27 protein-coding genes and 1 tRNA gene are annotated in these 24,967 nt (G+C 68.6%); 16 read left to right on the top strand and 12 right to left on the bottom strand.

What is annotated here, in order from left to right:
- Positions 1 to 213 precede the first annotated feature (213 nt).
- From ACFVV5_RS15165 to ACFVV5_RS15145, 5 genes are all read left to right on the top strand, one after another.
- Positions 214 to 780, top strand: a complete 567-nt coding sequence (locus ACFVV5_RS15165) for a DUF6611 family protein (protein ID WP_387245744.1) — start codon at positions 214 to 216, stop codon at positions 778 to 780.
- Between the two features lie 50 nt (positions 781 to 830).
- Complete coding sequence (locus ACFVV5_RS15160; RefSeq protein ID WP_387245742.1) at positions 831 to 1,076, top strand: hypothetical protein; 246 nt, start codon at positions 831 to 833, stop codon at positions 1,074 to 1,076.
- Positions 1,077 to 1,477: 401 nt separating this feature from the next.
- On the top strand, positions 1,478 to 2,242 hold the full coding sequence (gene lepB / locus ACFVV5_RS15155) for a signal peptidase I (protein WP_387245740.1): 765 nt from the start codon (positions 1,478 to 1,480) through the stop codon (positions 2,240 to 2,242).
- 143 nt (positions 2,243 to 2,385) lie between these two features.
- Positions 2,386 to 2,556, top strand: a complete 171-nt coding sequence (locus ACFVV5_RS15150; RefSeq protein ID WP_387245738.1) for a hypothetical protein — start codon at positions 2,386 to 2,388, stop codon at positions 2,554 to 2,556.
- A 139-nt stretch (positions 2,557 to 2,695) separates the two neighbouring features.
- Positions 2,696 to 3,049 (top strand): Lsr2 family protein, encoded by a 354-nt coding sequence (locus ACFVV5_RS15145; RefSeq protein WP_387245736.1) that lies wholly within the window; start codon positions 2,696 to 2,698, stop codon positions 3,047 to 3,049.
- Positions 3,050 to 3,104: 55 nt separating this feature from the next.
- Here ACFVV5_RS15145 and ACFVV5_RS15140 read toward each other — a convergent pair whose 3' ends face one another.
- Together ACFVV5_RS15140 and ACFVV5_RS15135 are read right to left on the bottom strand one after the other, a co-directional pair.
- Positions 3,105 to 4,049 carry a zinc-binding alcohol dehydrogenase family protein gene (locus ACFVV5_RS15140; RefSeq protein ID WP_387245734.1) on the bottom strand — a complete coding sequence of 315 codons (945 nt, stop codon included), beginning with the start codon at positions 4,047 to 4,049 and terminating at the stop codon, positions 3,105 to 3,107.
- Positions 4,050 to 4,243: 194 nt separating this feature from the next.
- A complete protein-coding gene (locus tag ACFVV5_RS15135) occupies positions 4,244 to 5,227 on the bottom strand; it encodes a helix-turn-helix domain-containing protein (RefSeq protein ID WP_387245732.1) in 984 nt (327 codons plus the stop codon).
- An 85-nt stretch (positions 5,228 to 5,312) separates the two neighbouring features.
- Between ACFVV5_RS15135 and ACFVV5_RS15130 the strand changes: the two genes are divergently transcribed.
- Positions 5,313 to 5,534, top strand: a complete 222-nt coding sequence (locus ACFVV5_RS15130; RefSeq protein WP_387245730.1) for a hypothetical protein — start codon at positions 5,313 to 5,315, stop codon at positions 5,532 to 5,534.
- Positions 5,535 to 5,578: 44 nt separating this feature from the next.
- On the opposite strand, the gene ACFVV5_RS15125 is transcribed toward ACFVV5_RS15130, so the two are convergent.
- The gene (locus ACFVV5_RS15125; RefSeq protein WP_387245728.1) at positions 5,579 to 5,944 is read right to left on the bottom strand and encodes a hypothetical protein; all 366 of its coding nucleotides are present in this window, start codon (positions 5,942 to 5,944) and stop codon (positions 5,579 to 5,581) included.
- A 78-nt stretch (positions 5,945 to 6,022) separates the two neighbouring features.
- Positions 6,023 to 6,481, bottom strand: coding sequence for an SRPBCC family protein (locus tag ACFVV5_RS15120; RefSeq protein WP_387245726.1), 459 nt, complete (start codon positions 6,479 to 6,481; stop codon positions 6,023 to 6,025).
- 201 nt (positions 6,482 to 6,682) lie between these two features.
- Here ACFVV5_RS15120 and ACFVV5_RS15115 point away from each other — a divergent pair, with 201 nt between their 5' ends.
- Positions 6,683 to 9,274, top strand: coding sequence for an ATP-binding protein (locus ACFVV5_RS15115; RefSeq protein ID WP_387245724.1), 2,592 nt, complete (start codon positions 6,683 to 6,685; stop codon positions 9,272 to 9,274).
- Positions 9,271 to 10,146 (top strand): hypothetical protein, encoded by an 876-nt coding sequence (locus ACFVV5_RS15110; protein WP_387245722.1) that lies wholly within the window; start codon positions 9,271 to 9,273, stop codon positions 10,144 to 10,146. The genes ACFVV5_RS15115 and ACFVV5_RS15110 overlap by 4 nt, the downstream gene beginning before the upstream one ends.
- Before the next feature lie 48 nt (positions 10,147 to 10,194).
- Here ACFVV5_RS15110 and ACFVV5_RS15105 read toward each other — a convergent pair whose 3' ends face one another.
- The 4 genes from ACFVV5_RS15105 to ACFVV5_RS15090 all read right to left on the bottom strand — a co-directional run bounded on the left by ACFVV5_RS15105 (position 10,195) and on the right by ACFVV5_RS15090 (position 15,569).
- A complete protein-coding gene (locus ACFVV5_RS15105) occupies positions 10,195 to 10,446 on the bottom strand; it encodes a hypothetical protein (protein ID WP_387245720.1) in 252 nt (83 codons plus the stop codon).
- Between the two features lie 227 nt (positions 10,447 to 10,673).
- Positions 10,674 to 12,278 (bottom strand): SulP family inorganic anion transporter, encoded by a 1,605-nt coding sequence (locus ACFVV5_RS15100; protein WP_387245718.1) that lies wholly within the window; start codon positions 12,276 to 12,278, stop codon positions 10,674 to 10,676.
- Entirely contained in the window at positions 12,275 to 13,204 is a 930-nt protein-coding gene (locus ACFVV5_RS15095; RefSeq protein WP_387245716.1) for an HAD family hydrolase, read from the bottom strand. Before ACFVV5_RS15095 ends, ACFVV5_RS15100 begins: the two co-directional genes overlap by 4 nt.
- A 1-nt stretch (position 13,205) precedes the next feature.
- A complete protein-coding gene (locus tag ACFVV5_RS15090; protein ID WP_387245714.1) occupies positions 13,206 to 15,569 on the bottom strand; it encodes an arylsulfatase in 2,364 nt (787 codons plus the stop codon).
- Positions 15,570 to 15,721: 152 nt separating this feature from the next.
- On the opposite strand from ACFVV5_RS15090, the gene ACFVV5_RS15085 reads away from it, so the two are divergent.
- The 3 genes from ACFVV5_RS15085 (at position 15,722) to ACFVV5_RS15075 (ending at position 19,079) form a co-directional block, all read left to right on the top strand.
- Positions 15,722 to 16,168, top strand: coding sequence for an SHOCT domain-containing protein (locus ACFVV5_RS15085; RefSeq protein ID WP_387245712.1), 447 nt, complete (start codon positions 15,722 to 15,724; stop codon positions 16,166 to 16,168).
- Between the two features lie 28 nt (positions 16,169 to 16,196).
- Positions 16,197 to 17,912, top strand: coding sequence for a SulP family inorganic anion transporter (locus ACFVV5_RS15080; RefSeq protein ID WP_387245710.1), 1,716 nt, complete (start codon positions 16,197 to 16,199; stop codon positions 17,910 to 17,912).
- A 111-nt stretch (positions 17,913 to 18,023) separates the two neighbouring features.
- On the top strand, positions 18,024 to 19,079 hold the full coding sequence (locus ACFVV5_RS15075) for an NAD(P)/FAD-dependent oxidoreductase (RefSeq protein ID WP_387245708.1): 1,056 nt from the start codon (positions 18,024 to 18,026) through the stop codon (positions 19,077 to 19,079).
- 213 nt (positions 19,080 to 19,292) lie between these two features.
- Here the strand turns inward: ACFVV5_RS15075 and ACFVV5_RS15070 are convergent, their stop codons facing one another.
- Entirely contained in the window at positions 19,293 to 20,309 is a 1,017-nt protein-coding gene (locus ACFVV5_RS15070; protein WP_387245706.1) for a zinc-binding alcohol dehydrogenase family protein, read from the bottom strand.
- A gap of 53 nt (positions 20,310 to 20,362) precedes the next feature.
- Here ACFVV5_RS15070 and ACFVV5_RS15065 point away from each other — a divergent pair, with 53 nt between their 5' ends.
- Positions 20,363 to 20,803 (top strand): MarR family winged helix-turn-helix transcriptional regulator, encoded by a 441-nt coding sequence (locus ACFVV5_RS15065; protein ID WP_387245704.1) that lies wholly within the window; start codon positions 20,363 to 20,365, stop codon positions 20,801 to 20,803.
- Positions 20,804 to 20,818: 15 nt separating this feature from the next.
- On the opposite strand, the gene ACFVV5_RS15060 is transcribed toward ACFVV5_RS15065, so the two are convergent.
- Entirely contained in the window at positions 20,819 to 21,112 is a 294-nt protein-coding gene (locus ACFVV5_RS15060; protein ID WP_387245702.1) for a GNAT family N-acetyltransferase, read from the bottom strand.
- A gap of 169 nt (positions 21,113 to 21,281) precedes the next feature.
- Here ACFVV5_RS15060 and ACFVV5_RS15055 point away from each other — a divergent pair, with 169 nt between their 5' ends.
- Entirely contained in the window at positions 21,282 to 22,061 is a 780-nt protein-coding gene (locus ACFVV5_RS15055) for a dienelactone hydrolase family protein (RefSeq protein WP_387245700.1), read from the top strand.
- A gap of 51 nt (positions 22,062 to 22,112) precedes the next feature.
- Here the strand turns inward: ACFVV5_RS15055 and ACFVV5_RS15050 are convergent, their stop codons facing one another.
- Positions 22,113 to 22,730: a dihydrofolate reductase family protein gene (locus ACFVV5_RS15050; RefSeq protein ID WP_387245698.1), complete on the bottom strand. Its 618-nt coding sequence runs from the start codon at positions 22,728 to 22,730 to the stop codon at positions 22,113 to 22,115.
- 57 nt (positions 22,731 to 22,787) lie between these two features.
- On the opposite strand from ACFVV5_RS15050, the gene ACFVV5_RS15045 reads away from it, so the two are divergent.
- Together ACFVV5_RS15045 and ACFVV5_RS15040 are read left to right on the top strand one after the other, a co-directional pair.
- On the top strand, positions 22,788 to 23,168 hold the full coding sequence (locus tag ACFVV5_RS15045) for an MmcQ/YjbR family DNA-binding protein (RefSeq protein ID WP_387245696.1): 381 nt from the start codon (positions 22,788 to 22,790) through the stop codon (positions 23,166 to 23,168).
- A gap of 39 nt (positions 23,169 to 23,207) precedes the next feature.
- Positions 23,208 to 23,280, top strand: a tRNA-Arg gene (locus tag ACFVV5_RS15040).
- A gap of 111 nt (positions 23,281 to 23,391) precedes the next feature.
- Here ACFVV5_RS15040 and ACFVV5_RS15035 read toward each other — a convergent pair.
- Positions 23,392 to 23,580 carry a hypothetical protein gene (locus ACFVV5_RS15035; protein WP_387245694.1) on the bottom strand — a complete coding sequence of 63 codons (189 nt, stop codon included), beginning with the start codon at positions 23,578 to 23,580 and terminating at the stop codon, positions 23,392 to 23,394.
- Positions 23,581 to 23,746: 166 nt separating this feature from the next.
- Here ACFVV5_RS15035 and ACFVV5_RS15030 point away from each other — a divergent pair, with 166 nt between their 5' ends.
- Complete coding sequence (locus tag ACFVV5_RS15030) at positions 23,747 to 24,967, top strand: Fic family protein (RefSeq protein ID WP_387245692.1); 1,221 nt, start codon at positions 23,747 to 23,749, stop codon at positions 24,965 to 24,967.

The following is a 24,967-nucleotide window of genomic DNA, read 5'->3' as shown; positions in this document are numbered from 1 at the left end:
AGCCCGCCCCACCCGCTGCCATACCGCGGCCCGTGGGGGTGCCGCGCCCGGCGCAACTCGAGCCCGCACTCGCGGGCACCAACTCCGGGTTTTCGAGCCAGCAAGTCCGGACTCGATCGCGGGGCGCTAGGGTTCCGCAGAGATCCGGCGTGAGCGCGTCGGGGTTCCGTTAGGATCGGCCGCGCCGGCTGCCGGGAAGCGTAGACCGGGATGGTGACAACGACATCCCGAACCCAGCTCGGAGCCGACCGGCACGCCGCCGCCCGGCTCGCACGAACCGCACGCGTGGTGCTGGAGGGCCGGCACCGGTGGGGTTACGCCGACCGCACGCTCGCCGCCTCCGCCAACCGCAGCGGCGTGAGCGGACAGAGGCTCGTCGTGTACCCACCGGGCACGAACACTCGCGAACGGCGGCTGCTGATGGCTCACCGGCAGTGGCCCGTCTACGGCGGACTTGCGTCGCTCGCGGTCGCGCTGGTGCTGTCGCCGGCGACGCCCGGCCTCGCGCTCGCCGGGATGCTCGGACTCTACGTCGTCGGTTTCGCGGTGCTCTCCCGTCTGACGCGCCGGCTGAGGCAGGCGTGCCGGAGCGTGCAGTCGTCGACGGTGATGCTGGGCGGGACGATCCGGATGCTCGGCGAACCGCGGATCCTCGACGCGTGCCTCGTCTCCCTGACGGTGCTCGAGGGGAGACGGGACGATGGAGAGATCGGCGAAGCCGAATTCGAGCTCGGCTGGGGCGAGGTCTACGAAGCGCTGGGTGCACGCACCGTCCGTTAAGACGGAATCCACCTGTCGGTTACCGGTCTCTCGGGAGTAATGTCCGATCCATGGGAGACCGGACGGACCGAGCCCGCGCCTGGCGCGGCATCGTGTTCGGCGCCGTCTTCGCGGTTCTCACGCTCGTGGCCACCGCAGCGCTCGCAGTCGCCATTCCGACGCAGGGAGAGAATCCGCACGCCTGGGGCGTGATCGGCTTCGGCATCCTGACCCTCATCGTGTGCGTGCGGCTGGCGCTGCGCAACTGGCGCCGGATGCGGCACTACCGTGGCGACGATTTACCGAGAGTTCACTGAGCGGAAAATACCATCCGTCCGGTTGCTGCTAGTGTCTCTGACACCGAGGCGCCGACGCGGAGGCCGTCATCACGGGGGTTATGACGGCTCGTCGGCGCCTCGTTCTTCGTCTCGCCCGTTCTTCGTCGCCGTCTCGCTTCGTCGCCGCTCCGCGTCATCCGACTCCCCTCAAAGGCCGGGCGCGAGTCCTGACGTCCACGGGGCCTCTGTTCCCGCCGAAACGGTCGACGTGATCGCTCACGAAGGACAGGCTCAACGTAGAGTCGTCACCAGGGAAAAGGGACGCGAATAGGTGTGAATAGACTAGCCAGAGTGAATTGATTCGATCTATTCCGGCAAAGACGCAAAAGCGCTTGTTGGCGACCGAAAAGTACCTCTTGTGAAAGCGGAGTATGAGATCTATGGACGACACGGCTGACGGCACCGCAAAGGAGAGGGTTCGTGGGGCCAAAGGTGGCTGGAAGCGGGTTGTGCGGGACACTGTCGTCGTCTTTGTCGTCGCGGTCCTTGCGTCGATGGCCATCAAGGGCTTCGTCATCAGAAGTTTCTACATCCCGTCGGCATCGATGAACGGCACACTCCAGGTCAATGACAGAGTCGTGGTCAACCAGCTGGAGCCGCGTCTAGTGCAGGTGTCTCGTGGGGACGTGATCGTGTTCAGCGATCCCGGCGCCTGGCTTCCGCGGAAAGTCGACGACTCCGGCCGAAACGCACTGGAAGGCGCATTGCATTGGGTTGGCGTCGAAACCGGCCTCGTTCCGCCCGATTCCGACCAATATCTGATCAAGCGGGTGATCGGGTTGCCGGGCGACAGAGTGAAGTGCTGCAACGCGGTTGGCCAGATCAGCGTCAACGGGTCCGCTCTGAAGGAGCCGTACCTTCAGCTGCCGCCAGGAGAGACTGCCGCATCCGGTGTGCGATTCGACGTGACCGTCCCCGAAGAGTCGGTATGGGTCATGGGTGACAATCGTTTCGCTTCAGCCGATAGCCGCGCCCACGCGCAAACGCCGTCCAAAGGCTTTGTCCCCTACCCGAACATCGTGGGGAGGGCATTTGCGATTACTTGGCCGCTCGCGCGTATCTCCTGGCTGGACAACCACGGCTCAGTATTCGCTGAAGCGGGCCGCTCACTCCGGCCACGAATGCGCCTTGCTGCGTTCTATTGAGCGCTTTTTACGCTACTATTCCCGTGCCCAATGGGGGCCTGAATTGGAGTGTACTAATGAATAAGACAACAAAGACCAAGCTCGGTGTGGCGGCAGTTCTGTGCGCTAGCGTGATCGTTCCTGTTGCTGCTGGCGCGTCAGTCGTGAGCGCCGCCGTGCCGAACATGCATTCGTACTCGACGGAGGCGAAGTGCACCAGTGCGGTGTCGGCTGCTAAGAAGGCCGGTAAGAAGATCGGGCAGAACTGTACGTATGCGGGTCCGATGTTCCTCTGGATGCAGACCGCGTCCGGCCCGTACATCGCTCAGTTCTAGCCAGCATTCCACATGGCGCGCGGCTCGATCTCGTCGGCTGCGCGCCACGTGCTGTGGATTGCGACCACTCCTTTGACTACCTAGAATTGCAAGTAATACACGCTACTCAATGCGTAGTGATTGCGATCGTCGGGCGCCTTTGCTCGAACAAGTCGAGGGTGATGTCACGGTGTCGAAACGACTGATTTACGAGCTACTGGATGATCTTGATCAGCAACCGATTCCGGCAGGCACAGGGGAGACTGTTCGATTCAGCCTCGACGGCGCCACCTACGAGATCGACCTTTCCGATGAGCATGTCGCGAGGCTTCGTGCAGACTTCGAACAGTGGATAGGCGCGGCCCACCGAGTTGAAGCAGCGTCCGGCGACGTGGCGACAACGAAGCACGAGCGACGCATGATCAGGGACTGGGCTCGCGAGCAGGGTCTCGGGGTATCCGAGAAGGGGCAGATCCCGCGCTCCATCATTGAGGAATTTCGGAAAGCGCGTTAGAAGCAGCCGCGAACGCTCTTCCCTGGGACGCGTCGCGAGGTCGGAGCGGCGCCGCTCAGGGGATCAGCAGCACCTTGCCGCCCGGATGCCCGGTCTCGACCAGGCGGTGCGCCTCCGCAACCTCGGCGAGCGGGAACGCCCGAGCGATGTCGATTTGGAACTCGCCTCGGGTGAGCAGGTCGAGCACCACGTCGTACCCCTCGGCGCGTAGCGCTTGCTCCTCCGCCGTGAGCGGGACCGGGCTGCCGCCACCCCAGGCCCGGATGCCCAACCCGGCGGCGCGGGCTCCGGCAACGAGTGTCGCGATGTGCGAGCGGTCGGAGACCAGCTCGAACGATGCGTCGAGAGCATCCTCCGTTCCGGCTACGTCGAGCACCCGGTCGATGCCCGCGGGCGCGACGGCCCGCACGCGATCGACGAGACCCGGTCCGTAGCTGACCGGGATGGCTCCGAGCTCGCGCAGTCGCGCGTGATTCACCTCTGAGGCGGTGGCGATCACCGTGGCGCCCCACCGGTGGGCGAACTGGATGGCCGCCTTTCCGACGCTGCTCGACCCGCTGTGGAGGAGCAGGGTCGTGCCTTCGCCGACCCCGAGCGAACGGAGCGCCTGATAGGCCGTGCTGACGGGAACACCGATCGCCGCGGCGACCTCCCAGGAGACGGCGCCGGGCTTGCGCACCAGCTGGGCGGCGGATGCGGTGAGCTTCGTCGCGTAGGCACCGTGCGCATTGCGCACAACGACCTCGTCGCCGACCGCCCAGCCTCTGACGTCGGCGCCGACCTCGCTCACGATGCCGGCTGCGTCGGATCCGATGCGGCGAGGAGCCGTGATCTCGCCACTTGGCCGCTTACCCGAGCGCACTTTCGCGTCGATCGGATTCACGCCAGCGGCCTTCACGTCGACCACCACGCCGTCTGCCGGCGCTGCCGGGTCCGGCACCTGCACGACTTCGAGCACCTCGGGCCCGCCGAACCGTTCGTACTGCACAACCGTCGCCATGAGCTTCCTTTCGTCTCCCCCCAGTCTGAACCGCACGGGCTCCGCCTCGATTCCCTCCGGGGAGGATGCACGCTGGCGAGTTATCCTCAGGCGTCGCGCCCGCTTCGGAGGTGAGTTGTCGCAAAGTGTCGTTATGAGGCCCGAATCGGGGCGCATAACGACAATTTGCCACAACTCACGAGCTGGGGGTGCGGTCAGAGGGCGAGGGCGAGGGCGGGCTCGGGCTCCGGGTCGCAGGCGAACGACTTGCGGTACTGGGTCGGGGCGATGCCGACCTCCTGCGCGAAGTGGTGGCGGAAGAGTGTCGCACTGCTGAATCCGCACCGCCGCGCGACCTCGTCGATCGGAAGCTCCGTCGTCTCGAGCAGCAGCCGAGCGTGCAGGATGCGCTGCCGAGTGAGCCACTGCATCGGCGACACCCCGGTCTCCGCGACGAAACGACGGGCGAAGCTGCGCGTCGACATGAGTGAGCGCTTGGCCAGCGCGTCCACCGTGTGCGGCGCGTCCAGGCTGTCGGTGAGGTAGTCGAGCAGCTCGCCGAAAGTGTCGCCGGCGATCTCCGGCACGGGGCGCTCGATGTACTGGCGCTGACCGCCGTCGCGTTGCGGCGGAACGACCATGTTGCGGGCGACGGTGTTGGCGAAGGCGCTGCCGAGCTCGCGGCGCACGAGGTACAGGCTGGCGTCGACACCGGCCGAGGTTCCGGCGCTGGTGATGAGGTTTCCGGCGTCGACGAAGAGCACGTCGGGGTCGACGTGGGCCTTCGGGAAACGCCGGGCAAGGGCATCCGCGTACCGCCAATGCGTGGTGACCTCCCGGCCGTCGAGCAGACCGGCCGCGCCCAGCACGAAGGCGCCGGAGCAGACGCTCAGCAGCAGCGCACCCCGGGCGTCGGCGCGGCGGAGCGCTTCGAGCAGTTCCTCCGGGTAGTCGTCCCGGATGCGGGCAGCCGGCACCGCGATCAGGTCGGCGTCTTCCATCGCCTCGAGCCCGAAGGGCGGGATGATCGACGCCCCGGTCGGGTTGGAGAGCGGGACGCCGGGTTCGAGCCCGCACACGCGGAAGTCGAACGGGGGGAGGTTCGCGTAGCTGCGATCGAGTCCGAAGACCTCGCAGACCACGCCGAATTCGAACATCGCGAAGTCGTCGATGAGGGGTACCGCCACGGAGTGGAGCATGGTCCGAGTGTACTGGCGGAATCTTTACGAAGATAGACCCTAGGCCATCTCGTGGCCGAATCTTTTCGAACGTATCGTGAGAGACATGGCAAACGGAATCTGGTTACAAGGAATGGAACACGGGTGGGTCGCCCGCGTGACGAGGTCCGACGTCGTCACGCCGAGCATCCCGCGCCGCCGCCGCTTCACCCTCAGCGAGTGGATGCCGTCGGCGATCCTCGCCCGCGGAGGAACGGTCACACGAGAGAGCGAGCGTGCACTCGGCGACCTCCAGGCCGCACGCGACGCGCGCGAGAGCGGCCGCTGAGCCCCTCAGCATGAACAGGGGCGTCGCGCCAGGGCGCGTCGCCCCTAGAACACGAACATCTGGCCGAGCACGATCACCAGGATCAGGAACACCACGACGACAGCCGCGATGATGCCGACTGTGCGGGCCGACAGCTTGGCGATGCCGAACCCGACGATGAAGGGCAGGGAGAGGCAGAGCAGCGCCAGGATCCACCAGAACGCCTGGTAACCCGCCTGCGACGCGGATTCGAGGCGACCGCCGAACAGCTTCTGCGTTCCGGGGTGGGTGGCATACGCGACGCACACCGACAGCGGGTATGCGATCAGCACGGCCACGATCAGGCCGGCGAACGCACCCCAGAGGCCGCGCTTGTCGCCCAGCTGCAGCGTCGTCTCCTGGTGGGGTCCTTGCTTGCTCTTCGTGCTCATGGGCACAGCATAGCCACACGCCCGTTTCCGGCCCCAGCATTCGTGCCGAAAGCGCGACGGCCCGAACGACCGGCGGGGTCAGCCGGCAGCCACGTCGCCGCGCCAGGCGCCGGTCTCCCAGCCCTGGCTCTCGATGAACTCCTTGAAGTTCTTCAGGTCCTTCTTGATGGCGTGGTCGTCGACCCCGAGCGCAGCGCCCGCCGACTCGAGCAGGCCGGACGGCTTCCAGTCGAGCTGCACCGTCACGCGGCTGGTCGTGTCGGAGAGACGGTGGAACGTGACGACGCCGGCGTGGTCCACGTCGCCGCTGGTGCTGTTCCAGGCGACCCGCTCATCCGGATGCTGTTCGGTGATCACCGCGTCGAACTCGCGTTCGGTGCCGCCGATCGTCACCTTCCAGTGGGTGTGCGTGGCGTCGAGCTGGGTGATGGACTCGACCTCGTCGAGGAAGTGCGGAAACGATTCGAACTGGGTCCACTGGTTGTAGGCGGTGGAGACGGGAACGTCGACGTCCACTGATGCGGTCACGGTTGCCATGAGGGTCCTCCTTCGGTCGGGACGGATGCTTGGGGTGGCATCCGGATGCTCGAGCGGCACCCGGCGCGACGGTAGGCGCGCCCGCCGGATCCCGGGAGGGGGTCGACTTCGGCCGCTGCGGGGGTAGAAGGCGGCGGATCGCCATGCCTGCCGGGAAATGGGGGCTGGACTATTCGGCCCCGGGGCAACAGAATCTCAGACATGAGCGCAGGGGCTCGCGTCATCCGCACCCCTGACCAGCGGTTGCGGATCTTCGTCAGTTCGACCCTCAAGGAGCTCGCGCCCGAACGCCGGGCGGCGCGCGCCGCTGTGGAGCGCCTTCACCTCGCCCCGGTCATGTTCGAGCTGGGCGCCCGGCCGCATCCGCCGCGCGAGCTGTATCGCGCCTACCTCGAACAGTGCGACGTGTTCGTCGGCATCTACTGGGAGCGCTACGGCTGGGTCGCACCCGACGAGGAGGTCTCGGGTCTGGAGGACGAGTACAACCTGTGCCCGGTCGAACTTCCGCGCCTGCTCTACATCAAGGACCCCGCCGAGAACCGCGAGCCGCGGCTGAAGGTGCTCCTCGACCGCATCCGGGCCGACGACCGGACCTCGTTCAAGTACTTCGAGTCGGCCGAGGAGCTCGCGGTGCTGCTCGAATCCGACCTGGCGACCCTGCTCGCCGAGCGCTTCGAGTTGAGTCGCGCGCAGAGCGCCGAGCCCCCGGCCGCCCCTGCGGACAGAGAGGGCGCCCTGCCCGCGCCGCTCACCGAGCTGATCGGGCGGGAGAGGGAGCTCGCCGATCTCGAACGGATGCTCGCGGGGGGCACGCGCCTGGTGACGATCACCGGGCCGGGCGGCATCGGCAAGAGCCGACTCTCCATCGCCGCCGCCAAGGCCCTGGCGCCGCGGTTCCCCGACGGCGCGGTCTTCATCGACCTCTCCGCGGTGCACGATGCGGCGACTGTGCCGAACACCGTGGCCCAGACGATCGGCGTGCGCGACACCGGTGACGTCCCGATCACGGAGAAGCTGGTGACCGCCCTGCGCGACCGCCGGATGCTCCTGGTCCTCGACAACTTCGAGCAGGTCCTGGATGCCGCGCCGTCCCTGTCGGCGCTGCTCAGCGCGGCGCCCGGCGTGTCCGTGATCGTGACCAGCCGATCGCTGCTGCATATCGGCGGCGAGCACAGTTTCGCCCTCGGGCCGCTGGTGGGGGAGCCCGCGACCGCCCTCTTCGTCGAGCGTGCGCATGCGGTGAAGCCGGACTTCGAGATCACGACCGAGAACGCCGAGGCCGTGGTGCGCATCTGCGAGGCGCTCGACGGCGTCCCTCTGGCGCTGGAACTCGCGGCAGCGCGCATCCGGGTGCTCTCGGCGCCGGAACTGCTCGAACGCCTCGACCGCAGGCTGTCCCTGCTGGTGGGCGGGGCGCGCGATCTTCCGCAGCGTCAGCGGACACTGCGCAGCACGATCGAATGGAGCACGCAGCTGCTCAGCGAGACCGAGCGCCGCCTGCTCGCGTGCCTCGGTGTGTTCGAGGGAGGCTTCACTCTGGAGGCGGCCGAATTCGTGGTCGACGCAGCCGCCCGGGACGAGGGGGCAGCGGTCGACACCCTCGGCGACATCGCCGCGCTGGTCGACAGCAGCCTGCTGAGCCAGCAGGACACCAGCGACCGGCCCCGCTTCACCATGCTGGCGACCGTCCGCGAGTACGCGCTCGAGCAGCTGACCCAGCAGGGTGGTCTCGAGGGCATGCGCGAGCTGCACGCCCGGTACTACCTTCAGCTCGGCGACCGGGTCGAACTCGAACTCGAAGGCGCGCAACAGCGCGATTGGGTGCGGCGGCTCGACGAGGAGAGCGACAACCTGCGCGCCGTCATCCGGTACCTCCTCGACAGGCGGGACTGGGGTCGCGCAGCGCACCTCGCGTGGGCGCTCTACGTCTACTGGTGGGTCGCGGGCCACCTCGGCGAGGTGCGCGGCTGGATGCAGGAGGTGCTCTCATCCGGTGACGAGCTCGACCATCTCACGCGCGCTCTGGCCCTCTACTTCACCCTGACCATCGGGTTCTGGCAGGTCCCCGACAGGGAGATCGTCGCGGGGCTGACCGAGAGCGCCGAGCTCTTCCACCGCGTGGACGAGCAGTCCGGCGAAGCGCTGGCGCTGATCTCCCTGAGTCTCGTCCTGCTCGCTGCGGAGAAGCCCGACACCGAACGAGCCGACGACGCGATGGAGGCCAGTCTGGGGCTGTTCCGCGCCAGCGGAGACGCCTGGGGCGAGTCACTGGCGCTGGTGATGCTCGGCCGGGTCGCCCTGCTCCGGCAGCATGTGCACCGGGGGCTCAACCGCTTCGAGGAGAGTCTGGTGCTAGCCCGCAGTCAGGGTGACGAGCTGGGCGAGACCATCGCGCTCCACCACCGGGGCTGGGCGCGCCTGCTCATCGGTGAGGTCGCGGATGCCGCCGGCGACTTCTCGCAGTGCCTCGCGATCTCTGCACGCCTCGGTCACGTCGAAGGGATCGCGTATGCCCTCGAGGGCATGGTGGCGGTCGCCGCCCTGGCCGGAGACGTGAACCGGGCCGGCCGTCTGCTCGGGGCGTCGCGTTCGCTCCGAGAGCGCAGCGGTGAGAACAACGCCGCGGCGTTCTCGTTCCATCAGAGGTACGTCGACCAGCTCGCGGCGTCCGGCGCACGCGAAGCCCTCGACGTGGCGATCGGTCAGGGGCGCACACTGACCGTCGAGGAGGTCGTCGCCGAAGCCCAGCAGCAGCCGGTGCCGGCCGAAACCCGGCCGGAGGCGACGCCATGACGGACGGGGCGCCGACGCACCGCGCCACGACGGACGGCGCCCGGACCGACCGGGTCCTGCCCTACACGCGAGCGGTCGGGGCGTTCATCATCCCGTTCCTCGTGGCGGCCTGGGGCATCCTGTATCTGTTCCCGGCCAACACCGACACCCTGTTCGCCTGGACCATCCTTCCGCCCGTGACGGCGATGTTCCTCGGCAGTGCGTATCTCGGCGGTATCTGGTTCTTCGTGCAGGTCGTGCGGCCCAATCAGTGGCATGCCGTGCGCTGGGGGTTCCCGGCCGTGCTCGTGTTCTCCACGCTGCTCGCCACCGCGACCTTCCTGCACTGGGTCAAATTCCACTTCGGGCATATCTCGTTCATCGTCTGGGTGACGCTGTACGTGATCACGCCGTTCCTCGTGCTCGCGGCGATGATCGTGAACCGTCGCGAAGACCCGCGCGTGCCCGACGACCGCGACGTCGTGGTCCCGGCCTGGGTGCGCATCCTGCTCGCCGTCGTGGGGCTCGCCGCTCTGGCGTGCGGCCTGTTCCTCTTCGTCGTGCCCCAGGTCGCGATCGACGTCTGGGGCTGGCCGCTCACGCCGCTGACCGCGCGGGTGGCCGGCGCGATCCTGACCCTGCCGGGCATGGTGAACGTCTGGATGCTCGGCGACAGCCGCTGGTCCGCCTTCCGGCAGGTCTTCCAGGCTCAGCTCGCCAGCCTCGTCTGCATCACGCTCGCGCTGACGCTGCGCAACGGCGAGCTGCTCTGGAGCCGGTCGGCGGCGCCCCTCTTCGTCGCGGGCATCGCCGGATCGCTCGTCGCCTACGCCGCGCTCTACCTCTGGCTCGAGCTCCGCCTGCGCCGCGCAGCGGCGCCGGTCGCGACCTAGTCGACGCCGCGTTCGCGGACGGCTACCCGACCCCGCGTTCGCGGACGGCTACTCGGCGGTGAGGTCGAGGATCCGCACGGGGAACGCGGTGAACGCGGTCGACGGGATCGGGTCGAACACGTCGCGATGCCACAGTCCGTCGTTGTGGCGGACGAGGATGTCGCCGCGGCCGGGCTGACCGGGGTACGGGGCGAGGATGCGGCTGCCGGCCGGCAGGAGTTCGAGCTCGCTGGTCGTGTGTGCTTCAGCGATCGGTGGCATCGAGTCGAACGCGATGCCGAGAGTGTTGGTCATAGTCATGGTGGTGCTTCTTTCACGTCGTTGCTGGTCCCGCCTCACGCGACAGCGCGTGCTCACGGCGAGGCGCCCTGGGGGCGGCTCCGCGTGTGCGGCGGGGCGGACGGAGTGTCCGCGGCTGGTGGACGTCTGCTGTTCTGGGCGACGAAAACGATGATCGTCGAAGCCTGCAGAACGGAACGTTCCTCCTCACCCTAACAGTCCTGGCTCGGAAATCATTCCGATCGGCGCTACGGCCGGTCGACCCGACCCGCCTGTTCCAGGCCGGCGAACCAGGCGGTGCGCTCGGCGACATCGCGCGCGGCGACCGGCAGCCGGGCGAGCCGCAGTTCGACGCCGCGTCCCGCGAGTTCGCGGTCGAGGTCCTCCAGCGTCTCGAGCACCGTGAACGAGATCTCCTGCAGCACCGCCATGTCGAGCACCAGGATGCGCAGGTCGGGCACGGTGTCGGCTTCGGCGAGCACGGCCTGCTCGGTCGCCAGAACGTTCGCCGTATAAAGAGGAGCGAGCAGTGTCACGGTGAGCACGCCATCCGGGCGCGTCGAGGCCGCGATGCGCGGCTTGTTGAGTGCCGCCAGCACAAGGATGAGCGTGAGCACGACGCCGGCCGCCACCGCCACCAGCAGCCCGGCGGTCAGACCGACGATCGCCGTCACCATCGCCACCCAGAAGTCTCGCCGGCTGATGCGCCAGAGCCGGGCGAGGGTGCGCACGTCGATCAGCCCGATGACCGCCACGAACACCAGGGCGGCGAGCGTGGCCTGGGGGAGCAGGCTGATGACCGGTCCGAGGAACAGTCCCACGAGCACCGCCAGCGCAACGGTCACGATCCCCGCCAGTTGCGACCGCGCGCCCGCGTCCCGGTTCACCGCGCTCTGCGAGAAGCCGCCCGCGGCCGGCAGGGTCTGGAAGAACCCGCCGATCAGGTTGGCGCCGGCCGTGGCAAGCAGCTCCTGGTTGCTGTCGATCGGGTGGTCGCCCGGCTTCCGGATGCCCCGCGCCACCGCACTCGACTCCAGGAAGGCCATGACCGAGATCGCGAACGCCCCCGGGAGCAGCGCGAAGATGTGGTCGAACGTCGGCAGGGCGGGCAGGGGGAAGCCCCCGGGCACCGGCGGGATGCGCGCGATCCCTGCCTCTGTGCCGGCGAAGGCGCCGAAGGCCACGAGCAGGATGCCCGCCGCGACCACGATCAACGCCGCCGGCGCCCGGGGGAGGAACCGTTTGAACAGCAGCAGCACGGCGATCGATCCGACGGAGAGAAGGATGGTCGGCAGGTTCGCCGCCGGCAAAGCCTCGATCGCCGCGACGATCGAGCGGATGAACCCGTGCCCGGTCGGCTCCGCCGTCTCGCCGAGCAGCTTGGGCAGCTGGCCGACGGCCACGGTCGCGCCGACGCCGACCTGGATTCCCAGGAGTGTCGGGCGGTTGATGATTTCCACCAGCGAGCCGAGCCGGAGCAGCCGCGCCACCAGCAGGGTGGCACCGACGAGCAGCGTGAGCGTCACCAGGTCGCGCGGGATGTCGTCGGACTGCGAGGCGACTCCGGCGGACACCAGGGTGGTGGCCGTGAGGGTGGCGATGGTCGACGTGGTCGAGACGCTCATCGCCCGCGAGCCGCCGAGCATCGCGTAGACGAACATCGGCACGATGCAGGTGTACAGACCGGCCTGCACCGGCAGCTCGGCGATGGTCGCGTAGGCCATCGCCTGGGGGATGACCACGGCGCCGGCCGAGGCGCCGGCGAGGATGTCCCTCCCGAGCCAGCGGCGCTGATATCCGGCCAGCGTCGGAAAGAGCGGTATCGGGCGACGCCGTGGGGTCGCCGTGCTCATCCGGACGCCGAGTCGACGGAGGGGAACACCTCGGACCAGTCGTCGCGCACGCTGACGACCTGCCAGCCCCGGATGCCCGCTGCCGCGAGAGCCTTCTCGGCGCCGCCGTCGTACGGTGCGTCGCCCCTTCCGGTGTCGTCGTCGTGGTGCACGAGCATCCGGAGCCCGCTCGCGTAGTTCAGCATCTCCAGGTCGCCGTTCGAGTTGCCGACCGCGAGCACCGGGCGGCGGCCGACGCGGCTCCAGATCCGCACCGGCTTGTCGGGGCCGTCGTCCATGAAGGAGAACGCGTTGCCGTATCGCACTTGGTTGGCCGCCTCGTCGTAGGTCAGGCCGACGGCCGAGCCGATGACCCGCTCGGCCGGGATGCCGTAGTAGTCGGACGACATCGGCCGCATGAAGTCGCGGTCGCCTCCTGACACGATGTAGCTGGTGAATCCGTTGACCTCGAGGTGGCGCAGCAGTTCGATCATCGGCTTGTAGACGGCGCCGGAGTACGACCGGCCGAGGGTCAGATGCTTGGCGTCGCGGTAGAAGGCGGACACAGCGGCCTGGTAGTCCTCGACGCTCTCGTCCGACGTCGTGGCGAGGATGGCCCCGACCATCGTGTTCAGATCGCTGTCGTCGCCGTCGTAGTGCTTCTCGATCGCCCGGCCCAGCCACGCCAGGTCGTTCGTCACCGCCGCCTTGTACGGCTGCCGCTCGGCGAGCGTCGGATCCGCAGTCGCTGCGGCCACCCATCGCATCACGATGAAGTGGAGCTCCGTCGGCATCGGCTTCTCGGTCCAGAGGGTCCCGTCGTTGTCGAAGACCGCGACGCGCTCGGCCGGAGGCAGGGCGTCCGGCCCGTTCGCGCACGAGTCGATGAAGTCGAGGATGGCGCTCGTGGTCGCGGTCTCACGCCACGACGGCAGCGAGGCGGTCACTCTACTGCCTCGTCATCGCGATCTGCATCCGGTGCTCGGGGTCGATCAGGTGGTCATGGTTGTCGTCGCCGACGTCGATCCTGATCCAGGAGATCTTTCCGCTGAAGGCGTTGCCCGTGGGCCCGTAGTCGCTGGAGACCGGCGAGGCGAGGTCTTCGCCGATGTCGACGGTCTCGTCCATCGAGAAGAAGAAGGGGAGGGTGCGTTCGACGCGCCCCTCGGCGACCGTCTGCCCGGCGTCGGCGACCGTGACCACGCCTCCCTTGCCGATCCCGCCGCCGTCGTAGTCGAAGTGCACCGCGAGCTCGTGGTCGCCCGGCTGCAGCGCCGCATCAGCCCGCGTGAAGTCGGTCTTGATGCCCATGATGTTGTAGGCGAAGGCCGGCTTGCAGTCGGTGAGATAGAACGACCAGCCGCCGTAGCTGCCGCCCTGCGCGATGAGCACACCGTTCGCGCCGCCGTCCGGCACTGTGATCGCCGCGGTCACCGTGAACGACTTGTTCTTGACGTTCACCACCGAGTTCTCGCTGAGCCGTTTCATGCCGGGGTAGAACGTCTGCGACGTGCCCTGCACCAGAGCCGGACGGCCGGCGATCTCCTCGTTGAAACGCTCGGCGGAGCGGATGTCGAGCGGCAGCACGTTGAAGCGGGCGGCCTGGATGAGGAACAGCCTCTGCAGCTCGGCGAGCTTCTCCGGCTGCTCGGCGGCGAGGTCGTGCGACTGGGTCCAGTCCTCCTCGACGTTGTACAGCTCCCACACGTCTTCGTCGAGGCCGTGGTCGGAGGCCAGCCAGGGCTTCTTGTGCAGTGCGACGGCGGTCCATCCCTTGTGGAAGATCGCGCGGTTGCCGAGCATTTCGAAGTACTGGGTGGTGTGCTCCTCCACGGCATCCGCCGCCTCGAAGCTGTAGTTCATCGGCGTGCCCTCGTAGGGCCGCTGGGTCACACCGTGCACGGTCGCCGGCTCCGGGATGCCCGCAGCGGCCAGCACCGTCGGCGCCACGTCGATCACGTGCGCGAACTGGTGGCGGATCTCCCCCTGCGCGGCGATGCCGTTCGGCCACGACACGATCGTGCCGTTTCGGGTGCCGCCCCAGTGACTCGCCACCTGCTTCGTCCACTGGTAGGGCGTGTCCATCGCGTGCGCCCAGCCGATGGCGTAGTGGTTGTAGGAGCGGGGCGTGCCCAGATCGTCCTTGTGCGCGATCTTGTACGCGTCGTCCTCCATCTCCGTCATGTGGTTGATCGTGAACGCCTCGTTGGTCGTGCCCGTCATCGTGCCTTCGGCAGACGCACCGTTGTCGCCGATGATCACGTAGACGAGGGTGTCGTCGAGTTCGCCGAGCTCCTCGAGCGCGTCGAGGAGGAGGCCGACGTGGTGGTCCGCGTACTCCAGGTAGCCCGCGTACACCTCCATCTGGCGGGCCAGCACCGGCTTGATCTCGTCGCTCATCTCGTTCCAGGCCGGGATGCCGTCGCTGCGCGTCGTCAGCGTCGCGTCCGCGGGGACGACGCCGAGCGCCTTCTGGCGGGCGAACGTCTCTTCGCGCAGAGCATCCCAGCCCTGGTCGAAGGCGCCGGCGTACTTGTCGGCCCACTCGGGCGGCACGTGGTGCGGCGCATGCGTCGCGCCCGGAGCGAAGTAGGTGAAGAACGGCTTGTCGGGCGCGAGCGACTTCTGCTGCTTGGTCCAGACGATGGCCTTCTCGGTCATATCGGCCATGAAGTGGTAACCCTCTTCGGGGGTTCCCCACGGTTCGACCGGCGTGGTTCCCTCATAGATCGCGGGGTACCACTGGTTGGTCTCGCCGCCGATGAACCCGTAGAAGTACTCGAAACCGCCTCCGGGCGTCGGCCAGTGATCGAAGGGTCCGACGGCGCTGGTCTCCCAGACGGGCACCTCGTGGCATTTGCCGAACTGGGCCGTGCTGTAGCCGTTGAGTCGCAGCGTCTCCGCGAGCGGAGCGCAGTTGTTGGGCCGCAGCGAGTTGTAGCCGGGTGCACTGGTGGCGATCTCGGTGATGCCGCCCATCCCGACGGTGTGGTGGTTGCGGCCCGAGAGCAGGGCGGCGCGGGTGGGGGAGCAGAGCGCGGTCGTGTGGAACCGCGTGTACTTGAGTCCCTGGGCGGCGACGCGCTCGAAGTTGGGGGTGTGGACGGGTCCGCCGAAAGCACTCGACGCCCCGAAGCCGGTGTCGTCGATGAGGACGACCAGCACGTTAGGAGCGTCGGACGGCGGGAGCAGTCGCTTGATCGGCGGGTAGTGCGTGTCCGGATCCGTGGCGTCGTATGTGACTGTCCCCGTATACGCCAGATCCGGAATCGGCAGCGTCGACCGCTGTACCGAATCGTGCTCATTCTCCATGATCGTCCCCTCCATCATCGGTAATGTGCCTTGGTTCCCGACCCTATCCAAGAGACCGGATCGCAGGTAGTGGGTCTAGACGCAGCGATCCGCCGCACGATACATTCGGCCCATCCCGGGTATCAGGCCCGGGGGCACGGAGGGGACACAACATGTCTTTTTGGGACAACTTATGGAACATCATCTGGCTGTTCTTCTGGAGCTTCGCATTCATCGCATACCTGTTCGCCCTGTTCGCCATCATCGGCGACCTCTTCCGCGACCGTAGGCTCAACGGCTGGTGGAAGGCGGTCTGGATCATCTTCCTGATCTTCGTCCCCTTCCTCACCGCACTGGTCTACCTGATCGCCCGCGGCCCGGGCATGGCGGAGCGCAGCCAGAAGGAGGCGCGCCAGGTCCAGACCGCGACCGACCAGTACATCCGCACCGTCGCCAGCGCGAGCCCCGCAGACGAGATCGCCAAGGCAAAGGGTCTGCTCGACTCAGGCACGATCACGCCGGAGGAGTTCGCGCAGCTCAAGGCCCGAGCACTCTCGCACACGGCGACCGCTCCGGCCGCACCGGCCGCACCCGCAGCACCGACCCCACCCACCGCGTGATCACACACGTCGTCTGACATGACGTGACGTGACCGATCAGCACGCCGGAACGCCGGCGCCGTCTTCCGAGGCGGCGCCGGCGCACCTGTCGAGAATCCGCCCGCTCGCCGGGCTCACCGGCCGCAACGCGTTCCGCGAGATCCTCGCGGGCATCACGCTGCTCGCCATCGCCGTCCCGCTCAACATCGGCTACGCCCAGATCGCCGGGCTTCCTGCAACGGCGGGTCTCTACGCGCTCGTCGTCCCGTCGATCCTCTACGCGCTCACGGTGTCGTCGCGTCAGCTCGTGGCGTCTCCGGATGCGGCTGCCGCGGCCCTCGTCGCGTCCTCGCTCGGCGGCCTCGCGGTCGCGGGCGCCAAGGACTACATCACTCTCGCCCTGGCCCAGGCGCTGATCGGCGGGGTGCTGTTCCTCCTGTGCGCCTTCTTCAAGCTCGGGTTCCTCGCCGACTTCCTGTCGAAGCCCATCCTGATCGGGTTCGTCGGCGGCCTCGCCCTCGACATCCTGGTCAGCCAGGTCGCGAAGATGCTCGGAGTCTCGATCGACAGCGGCGGCGGGTTCGTCGACAAGGTCATCGGTCTCTTCAGCGGACTGGGCACGCTCAACGTCTGGTCGCTGCTGATCTCGCTCGGAGCGCTCGCCGTGCTGCTCGTCGGCCGTCGGCTCGCGCGGGCCGTGCCGTGGGCGCTCGTCGTCCTCATCGCCGCGACGATCGTCGTGATCCTGACCGGCGCCGAGAAGGCGGGAGTCGCTGTTCTCGGCAAAGTCGAGGCGGGCCCGCCCACGTTCACCTGGCCGGTCGTCGACTGGGTGACGTGGCTCCAACTCATCCCGTCGGCCATCGCGCTCACGCTGGTGACCATGGGCGAGGGTCTGCTCGTCTCCCGCTCGTACGGCGAGAAGCGCGGCTACCCCACGCGACCGAACCGCGAGCTGTTCGCCTTCGGCCTCTCCAACCTGGGCGCCGGAGTGACGGGCGCCTTCACGGTCGGCGCGTCCACCTCCCGCACCGCAGCGATGGACCAGGCCGGCTCGCGCACCCAGCTGCCGAGCATCATCACCGCGGCGGGAACGCTGGCGCTGCTGGTGTTCGGCACGACGCTGCTCGAGCACATCCCGTCGCCCGCCATCGGCGCGATCGTCGCCGTCGCCGTGGTGCCTCTGCTGGGCATCCCGGATCTCGTCTCGCTCTGGAGGCAGGATGGATTCGAGTTCGCCATCGCTGTGGCCTGCTTCCTCGGCTCGCTGCTGCTCGGGCCGATCGCCGGCATCTTCATCGCCTTCATTCTCGCCGTGATCAATGTCACGCGCCGGGCGGCGAACCCCGCGATCGACACGCTCGCCGACGACGGCGACCCCCAGGACTCGCTGCTCGAGGCGGCCGAGCCCGGCCGGCCGACCGCTCCGGGAGTGGTGGTCATCCGGCTGGCGGCGCCGCTGTTCTTCGCCAACAGCTCGAACTTCGAGCTGGCGGTCAAGCGTGCGGTGCGGGCGACGGACGCGAAGCACGTCGTGCTCGACATGGAGGCGGTGACGGATGTGGACGTCACCGGTGCGGAGTCCTTCCGTGGCCTCCGCGGTTGGCTCGGCGGGCGAGGCGTCGACCTCGGGCTCAGCCGACTGCGGCCCGGCCTTCGCGACCGGCTGGAGCACCTCGAGCTCATCGACGGGGTGTCGATCTACGACACCAACCGCACCGCGCTCGTCGCCCTCGCGCCGCCCGCCGCGCCCCCGCTCCGCTGAGCCGGTCGTCGAGGGGTGGCCAACGCATCCCTCATCCGCGCATTTGGATGCGTTCGCCACCCCTCGACGGCAGTGAGGTGGACGGCGCGGCGTGATCGGTAGCCTGGAGCCGTGATCATCGTCGTGGGTACGGGAGTGGCAGGGGCGAGCACGGCGTTCGCCCTCGCGAGGCGAGGGGCCGAGGTCGGGTTGGTGGACGCCGCCCTGACCGGCCAGGCGACCGCCGCCGGTGCAGGCATCATCCTGCCCTGGAGCACGTCGGCCGAGGGGGAGTTCTACGAGCTCTACGCCGCCGGCGCCGCCTATTACCCGCAGCTCATCGAGCGGCTCGCCGCCGAGGGAGTCACCGACATCGGCTACCGGCGCAGCGGCGGAATCGTGGTCAACGAGGACGCCGCCGTGCTCGAGATGGTCGAGACGCGGGTCCGCGGCCGGCTCGGCTCGGGCGTGTCGCGGCTGAGCAACGGCGACGCCCGGGAGCTGTTCCCGCCGCTGGCGCCGAACCTCGACGCCGTGCACATCGAGGCGGGCGCACGTGTCGACGGCCGCACCCTCCGCGACGGGCTCATCGCCGGCGCCGTGCGATTCGGGGCCCGGATGCTCGGCAGCGCCGCCGAACTGCGCAGCGCCGAACAGCGCCCCGCCGACCGTCGGGGCTGGTCCCTCCTGGTCGACGGTGCAGAGGCCGGCGCGGATGCCGTCGTGCTCGCGACCGGCGCCTGGACCAATCGCATCCTCGAGCCGCTCGGTCGTAGCGTGCCCGTGCAGCCGCAGCGCGGCCAGATCACGCATCTGCGGATCGAAGGCGTGGAGACCGGCGGCTGGCCGTCCGTGCATCCGGTCGGCGATCACTACCTCGTGGCGTTCGACGGCGGCCGGATCGCCGCCGGAGCGACCCGGGAGACCGGCAGCGGCTTCGACGCGCGGGTGACCGCCGCCGGGCAGAAGCACGTGCTCGACCGTGCTCTCGCCCTCGCCCCGGGACTCGCCGACGCCACCTTCATCGAGACGCGCGTGGGGCTGCGTCCGCTTCCCGACCATGAGCTGCCGACGGTCGGCCCACTCGACGGTCTCGACGGCCTGTTCGTGAACGCGGGCTTCGGAGCGGGCGGGCTCACGATGGGGCCGCTGGCCGGCGAGCGACTGGCCGACCGGATGCTCGGCTGACGCCGTTCGGGCGCACGGCTGTGCACGTTCGAGAGATCTTCGGCGTGCCGGTTGACCGACCGGTCTGCCTCATTGTTTGCTTAAGGAGTCACCGGTGTATCCGTTGCACGGAGCTAGGGGCCGTCACTGCGGCACCGGCGTCTTACCCGATGTCGTGTGGGAATGGCGGACAGCCGTTCCCACACGTCCCGGGTCGCGTCCATCCGGCCGGTCTCAGGCCCCGGGAAGTTCGAGGACGACCTTGTGCCGGGCATCCGGATGCTCGGCCCGCTCGTACGCCGACCGCACCTCCTCGAACGGGTACACGTCGGCGGCGAAGGGTGTCAGCGCTCCGGTCGCGATGGCCGCGAGTTCCGTCTGCAGCACGCGACGGTAGGCGTTGCGCTGGGTCGCGATGAACAGCGGAACGGAGCACAGCAGTTCGCGGGGGCGACCCGAGCGCCGGGCGACGGTGGTGAGGCCGCCGACCGCGGTGTCGCGTCGCTCGCGTCCCGCGCGGCCCGTGTACGCAGTGCGCACGAGCGTGCCGTGGCGCGCGACGGCCTCCCGCACCGTCTGCGACCCGGTGTGGTCGATGGCAGCGTCCGCGCCAACGCTCGTCGCATCGCGGACCTGTCGCGGCCAATCCGGGTCGGCGTAGTCGAAGTAGCGCGTGTCGGGGGTTGCCCCGGCGTTCTGCGCCTCGGCGGCGGAGCGGGCGGAGGCGGTGCCGAGCACCTCCAGGCCGGCGCGCCGCGCCTGCTGGGCCGCGAACGATCCGACCGCACCGGTCACGCCCTGGATGAGGAGCCGACCGCCCGCGGGAACGGCCGCCAGGCGGAGCGCGAGGGCGGCGGTCACCAGGTCGAGCGGTGCCGTGGCCGCGACGGCGGAGGGAAGGGCATCCGGAACCAGGACGAGGAGAGTGGGATCGACCACGAGGTGGGTCGCGTGGGTGCGCATCCGGGGGAGGCAGCCCGCGACCCGCGCGCCCGGGTGGAGACCGAGGCGGTCGGCGGTTGCGCTGCCGCTCTCGATGACGCCGACGAAGTCGTAACCGGGGGTGAAGCCGGCGCGCGGCTGCAGCAGGTAGCCTCCGCGCCGGGCCAGGACGTCGGTGCTGCCGACCGACGCGTGCGTGACGCGCACCGTCACTGCGCCGCCGCGCGGACGCGGGAGCTCGAACGGCACCGTGTCGATGTTCTCCGGGCCGCCGAACCGGCTCACTCGTGCGCGGATGCCTGTCGTCATTTCGCTCCACATTCCGTAACATGTCATCTAATTGCATCGTCAGGATACAACACATGTCACCTAAATCAACCTCGACCGCGGCGGCGATCGAGCTCGCCTACCAGGTCAAGGCGCTCGTGCCCGAACTCAACGCCGCTCTGACCAAGGCGTTCCACCCCCTCGGCCTCAGCTGCGTGCAGGCGGACGCGCTCATGGCCCTTGCGCGCATCCAACCGGTCAGACTCAAAGAGCTGGCGGCGGTCCTCGTCGCCGAATCCGGGCATCCGAGCCGCCTGCTCGCACGCCTCGAAGAGCGCGGACTCGTGCGGCGCGACCCGTCACCCACCGACGGGCGGGCGGTGCTGCTCTCCCTGACGGCGGACGGCGAACGGCTGGCCGCGCTCGCCGAGGACGCTCGGCGCCCACTGGTCGCGGAGGTCGCACGGGTGGCCGGGGACGAGGAGCTGCGCCAGGCGATCGAGCTGATCACGCGCATCCGGAGCCTGGTGGACTGAGCGCCGCCGACGACGTCAGCCGGCGCGGCGCTGCAGCAGGCCCGACCGCTCGGGGTGCGCCTCGAACCAGTCGGCGACGTACCAGCACATCGGCACGATCCGCAGTTCGGTGTTCGCCTCGATGTCGTTCACGGCGAACTCGACCAGCTGGGCGGCGAGGCCGCGGCCACGCTGCGCCGGCACCGTGAAAGCACGCGTGAGAGAGATCGCGTTGCCCAGGATGCTGTAGTCGAGGACACCGGCCAGCGCGCCGTCGATGTGCATCGCGTAGCGGCTCGCATCCGTCTCGTTGCTGAACTCCGTGCTCATGGGGCCATCGTACGTCTGTCGCGCCGGAGTGCAACCCGAGGTAATGTGAACGCGTGGGATCCCGACCCGCACCCAGGGACCCCGTGCGTCACATCCGCGTTCCCGAGCTGCAGCAGGCGAGGCCGCGCCCGACGACCGTCGGAGCGCGAACCGAGACCCTGGAGCTGTTGTGAGCATCGCCTCCCCGTTGCCCTCCCTGTCGCCCGCGCACGAAGCGCTTCTCTCCCAAGTCCCGATCCGAGAGCACTCGGTCATCGACATCGAGGTCGTGCGGTACGAGCACGAGGGCCTTGCGCTCGAGGGGTACCTCGCCCGCGATGTTCAGGCCGACGAGCGCCGGCCCGCCGTGCTGATCCTGCACGACTGGGGCGGGGTCGGCGACACGGTCCGGATGCGCGCCCAGATGCTCGCCCGGCTCGGCTACGTCGCCTTCGCAGCCGACCTCTACGGCGCCGGCGTGCGACCGACGGGCGACGCCGCGCCGGTGGAGGCGCAGAAGTACTATCGTGACCTTCCACTGTTGCGCTCGCGGGTGGCGGCCGGTTTCACGCACCTGCTCCAGCATCCGGCAGTCGACCCGGCCCGCCTGGCGGTGATCGGCTACTGCTTCGGAGGCATGGCCGCGCTCGAGTTCGCCCGCACCGGTGCGCCGGCGCGTGGCGTGGTCTCGTTCCACGGTGGGCTCATCACGCACGACCCGAGCGACGCCGGCGCGATCGCTGCCTCGCTTCTCGTGCTGACGGGCGCGGCCGACCCGTCGGTGCCGGATGAGGCGGTCGTCTCGTTCGAGAACGAACTGCGGGCGGCCCCCCACCTCGACTGGCAGGTGACCACATATTCGGGCGCCCCGCACGCGTTCACCATCCCGGGGATCGACCGGTACCGTCCGCTCGCGGACGCCCGCAGCTGGCGCGCGCTGGTGTGCTTCCTCGACGAGGTGTTCGCGTAGCGGACGAGGACTTCGCCCCGTGTTCGCCTGGATTTTCGCCGAGCGGTATGCCTACCGGAGGACCGCATAGCGCAGGTGCGTCGCCGACGGCGTCTGGGTGACGGCCAGCGGCAGCAGCTCGACCCGGGGATGCGGGCCGTCGCCGAACAGGCGCGTGCCCTCCCCGAAGATCACCGGGACGATGTGCAGGACGAGCTCGTCCACGAGCCCCGACCGCAGGGCGGCGTCGGCGACGGTCGGGCCGCCGACGACGCAGATGTCGCGCCCGCGCGCAGCATCCCGAGCCCACCGGATGGCCGTCTCGAGACCCTCCGTGACGAACGTGAAGGTGGTGGGGCCTTTGACGAGGACCGGCTCGGTGCGATGCGTGAGCACGAAGACGGGCGCGCCGAACGCTCCGTCCGGCCCCCACAGGTCGATGCCGACGTCGAACATCGTCCGGCCCATCACGAAGGCGCCCGTCCCTTCGAACATCGCGGCGGCGGCCGCTGCGTCCATGCCGTCGGGCTCGCCTGCTCGGGCCGGCGGGTCGGGGATGTCCTGCTCGTCGCCCATGCCGATCCAGCGGTGGAGCCGGCCGCCACCCAGGCCGAGCGGATGCGCCAGCCCGACCTCGGGCCCCGCAGCCACTCCGTCGAGCGACACCGTGATGTCGATGAAAACGGTCACCCCGCCCTCCCGTCATCCAGTCTGGCGCGCCCGGCCGGTCAGCGGTACCCTCCTGCCATGGAACACCCGCGGCTGTTCGAGTCGCACGATCCACTGATCGTGCGCCTGCGCGGACTCTGCCTGCCGCTGCCGGAGGCGGTCGAGGTGGAGGCGTGGGGCCGCCCGACGTTCCGCGCCGGCAAGAAGATCTTCGCGATCGCCGGCAGTAGTATGGACCGACCCGAGACCCTCGTGTTCAAGCCCGACCCGGAGGAGGGGAGAGCGCTGCGAGAGGATGACCGCTTCTTCGTTCCGCCGTACTGGGGACCGTCCGGCTGGCTCGCGATCGACCTCGACGGCCCGGGCGTCGACTGGACGGAAATCGCCGAACTGGTCGAGACGTCGTACCGGCAGGTGGCACTGAAGCGCCAATTGGCGGTACTCGATACCGTCATGTAAGCTCTAATCCGGCCCGCGAGCGGAATTTACCGCGGCCATGCGCCCGTAGCTCAACGGATAGAGCATCTGACTACGGATCAGAAGGTTGGGGGTTCGAATCCCTCCGGGCGCACACTGGTTGAGACAGTACGCATAGCCCCCGCTTCGGCGGGGGCTTTGTCGTTGGCGGCCTCGCGAGTCACGCTGGATTCGGTTGCTCGCACTGCTCGAGGCATGGCGGCCACTACTGGCGCTGGTAGCCCGCCTCCACTGCCGCCGCCGAACCGTGTGTCTCGTCGTGGTGCTTTCGGAGCGCGGAGAGGACGGCTCCGCGGATGATCGCCCACAGGATCAGCAGAGAAACGACGACGATCAGCACCGACACGGTGATGCTGAAAACGAGGAGGAGGATCGGAGTCTCGGGGTTGGGCATGGGCTCACTATACTTCGCACCTGGGAGCCGCGGGGAGTCCCAGAAGGGGTGGGCCCTACGCGGTCGCCGTGGCCTTGGCGGAACTCTTCTCCGGCCGTCAACTCATAGCGAGCCCATCCTCTATTATGAATTAATGCCGTAAATCATAATTTGGTCAGGGGTGATTATGAGTTCGTTCGATCCGGGTGAGCATCCGCGCGGATTGCAGCGCGCGTCCTGGCCTGCGGTCGACTACGAGACGCTGACCTGGGAGAGTACGGTTCCCGGATTCGGGCCGGTCGCGTCTTTGCGCTCGCGTGGCGGGACGTACCGGTCGGCATTGCCGCCTGAGATCGCCGGCCTTGACGTCGAGCTTCCGTCGTCGCTGCTCGCGCTGACGGATGAAGCGACAACGGAGCTGGCGCGTTTCGACGCCTCTCTCGGCGGTGAGGTCGCACCCTTCGCGTCCCTTCTCCTCCGGTCGGAAGCGGTCGCCTCCTCCAGGATCGAGAACCTGTCCGCGAGCGCCCGCGCGATCCTGAATGCTGAGCTCGGGGACACCTCCCGTCGGAACGCGACGGTCATCGCCGGGAACACGAAAGCGATGCTCGCCGCTGTGCGGCTGGCTGAATCCTTGACGACCGAAACAGTCCTGGCGATGCACCGTGAGCTGATGGACGGCGATGAACGGCACGCTCCTGGCGAATGGCGGGAGGAACCCGTCTGGATCGGTGCGGATGGGAGCAGTCCGGTCGGCGCGGTGTACGTCGCCCCGCAGGCTGACCTGGTTACTGGCTTGATGGATGACGTGATGGCGTTCGCGCGCCGAACAGATCTGCCCCGTCTCGCGCAGATCGCGATCGCCCACGCCCAGTTCGAGACCATCCACCCGTTCACGGACGGGAACGGTCGCACCGGGCGGGCCCTGGTGCAGGCGATGTTGCGGAACACGGGCATCACCCGCAACGTGACCGTTCCGGTCTCAGCCGGTCTCCTCGCGGACACGGACGGGTATCACGCTGCCCTCATGGCGTACCGCGACGGCAACCCGGTACCGATCGTCGAACTGTCTGCGATCGCGTCGTTCCGGGCGATCGGTAACGCGCGGACGCTCGTCGACGACATCCACGCGATCCAGGACGGATGGCGACTGGTCGTGAAGGCTCGCCGTGGGTCTGCGGCGTGGCGAATCCTCGACTTGATCGCCAAGCAGCCGGTGGTCAATGCCGAGGTAGTCGCCCATGCGCTCGGCATGACCGTCACGAACGTGTACCCGGCTCTGAACGCACTCGTCGACGCCGGCGTCCTGCAGGCGAAGTCGGAGTACAACCTCGGGCGCTTCTGGCGAAGCGACGAGCTGCTCGCGGCGTTGGACGACTTCGCGAGACGCGCAGGCCGACGTAGCTAA

Origin of the sequence: Leifsonia sp. NPDC058248 (assembly GCF_042881905.1) — a bacterium.
Taxonomy (GTDB): Bacteria; Actinomycetota; Actinomycetes; order Actinomycetales; family Microbacteriaceae; genus Leifsonia.
Note: the sequence above shows the minus strand (reverse complement) of the source record. Positions and strands in the feature narration are given on the sequence as shown.

Bases quoted from the DNA above. Each gene is read 5' to 3' on its own strand.
- ACFVV5_RS15160 (WP_387245742.1), top strand. From the start codon at position 831: ATGGGAGACCGGACGGACCGAGCCCGCGCCTGGCGCGGCATCGTGTTC.
- lepB (WP_387245740.1), top strand. From the start codon at position 1,478: ATGGACGACACGGCTGACGGCACCGCAAAGGAGAGGGTTCGTGGGGCC.
- ACFVV5_RS15140 (WP_387245734.1), bottom strand. From the start codon at position 4,049: ATGGCGACGGTTGTGCAGTACGAACGGTTCGGCGGGCCCGAGGTGCTC.
- ACFVV5_RS15135 (WP_387245732.1), bottom strand. From the start codon at position 5,227: ATGCTCCACTCCGTGGCGGTACCCCTCATCGACGACTTCGCGATGTTC.
- ACFVV5_RS15130 (WP_387245730.1), top strand. From the start codon at position 5,313: ATGGCAAACGGAATCTGGTTACAAGGAATGGAACACGGGTGGGTCGCC.
- ACFVV5_RS15125 (WP_387245728.1), bottom strand. From the start codon at position 5,944: ATGAGCACGAAGAGCAAGCAAGGACCCCACCAGGAGACGACGCTGCAG.
- ACFVV5_RS15120 (WP_387245726.1), bottom strand. From the start codon at position 6,481: ATGGCAACCGTGACCGCATCAGTGGACGTCGACGTTCCCGTCTCCACC.
- ACFVV5_RS15115 (WP_387245724.1), top strand. From the start codon at position 6,683: ATGAGCGCAGGGGCTCGCGTCATCCGCACCCCTGACCAGCGGTTGCGG.
- ACFVV5_RS15110 (WP_387245722.1), top strand. From the start codon at position 9,271: ATGACGGACGGGGCGCCGACGCACCGCGCCACGACGGACGGCGCCCGG.
- ACFVV5_RS15105 (WP_387245720.1), bottom strand. From the start codon at position 10,446: ATGACTATGACCAACACTCTCGGCATCGCGTTCGACTCGATGCCACCG.
- ACFVV5_RS15100 (WP_387245718.1), bottom strand. From the start codon at position 12,278: ATGAGCACGGCGACCCCACGGCGTCGCCCGATACCGCTCTTTCCGACG.
- ACFVV5_RS15090 (WP_387245714.1), bottom strand. From the start codon at position 15,569: ATGGAGAATGAGCACGATTCGGTACAGCGGTCGACGCTGCCGATTCCG.
- ACFVV5_RS15085 (WP_387245712.1), top strand. From the start codon at position 15,722: ATGTCTTTTTGGGACAACTTATGGAACATCATCTGGCTGTTCTTCTGG.
- ACFVV5_RS15070 (WP_387245706.1), bottom strand. From the start codon at position 20,309: ATGACGACAGGCATCCGCGCACGAGTGAGCCGGTTCGGCGGCCCGGAG.
- ACFVV5_RS15065 (WP_387245704.1), top strand. From the start codon at position 20,363: ATGTCACCTAAATCAACCTCGACCGCGGCGGCGATCGAGCTCGCCTAC.
- ACFVV5_RS15060 (WP_387245702.1), bottom strand. From the start codon at position 21,112: ATGAGCACGGAGTTCAGCAACGAGACGGATGCGAGCCGCTACGCGATG.
- ACFVV5_RS15045 (WP_387245696.1), top strand. From the start codon at position 22,788: ATGGAACACCCGCGGCTGTTCGAGTCGCACGATCCACTGATCGTGCGC.
- ACFVV5_RS15035 (WP_387245694.1), bottom strand. From the start codon at position 23,580: ATGCCCAACCCCGAGACTCCGATCCTCCTCCTCGTTTTCAGCATCACC.
- ACFVV5_RS15030 (WP_387245692.1), top strand. From the start codon at position 23,747: ATGAGTTCGTTCGATCCGGGTGAGCATCCGCGCGGATTGCAGCGCGCG.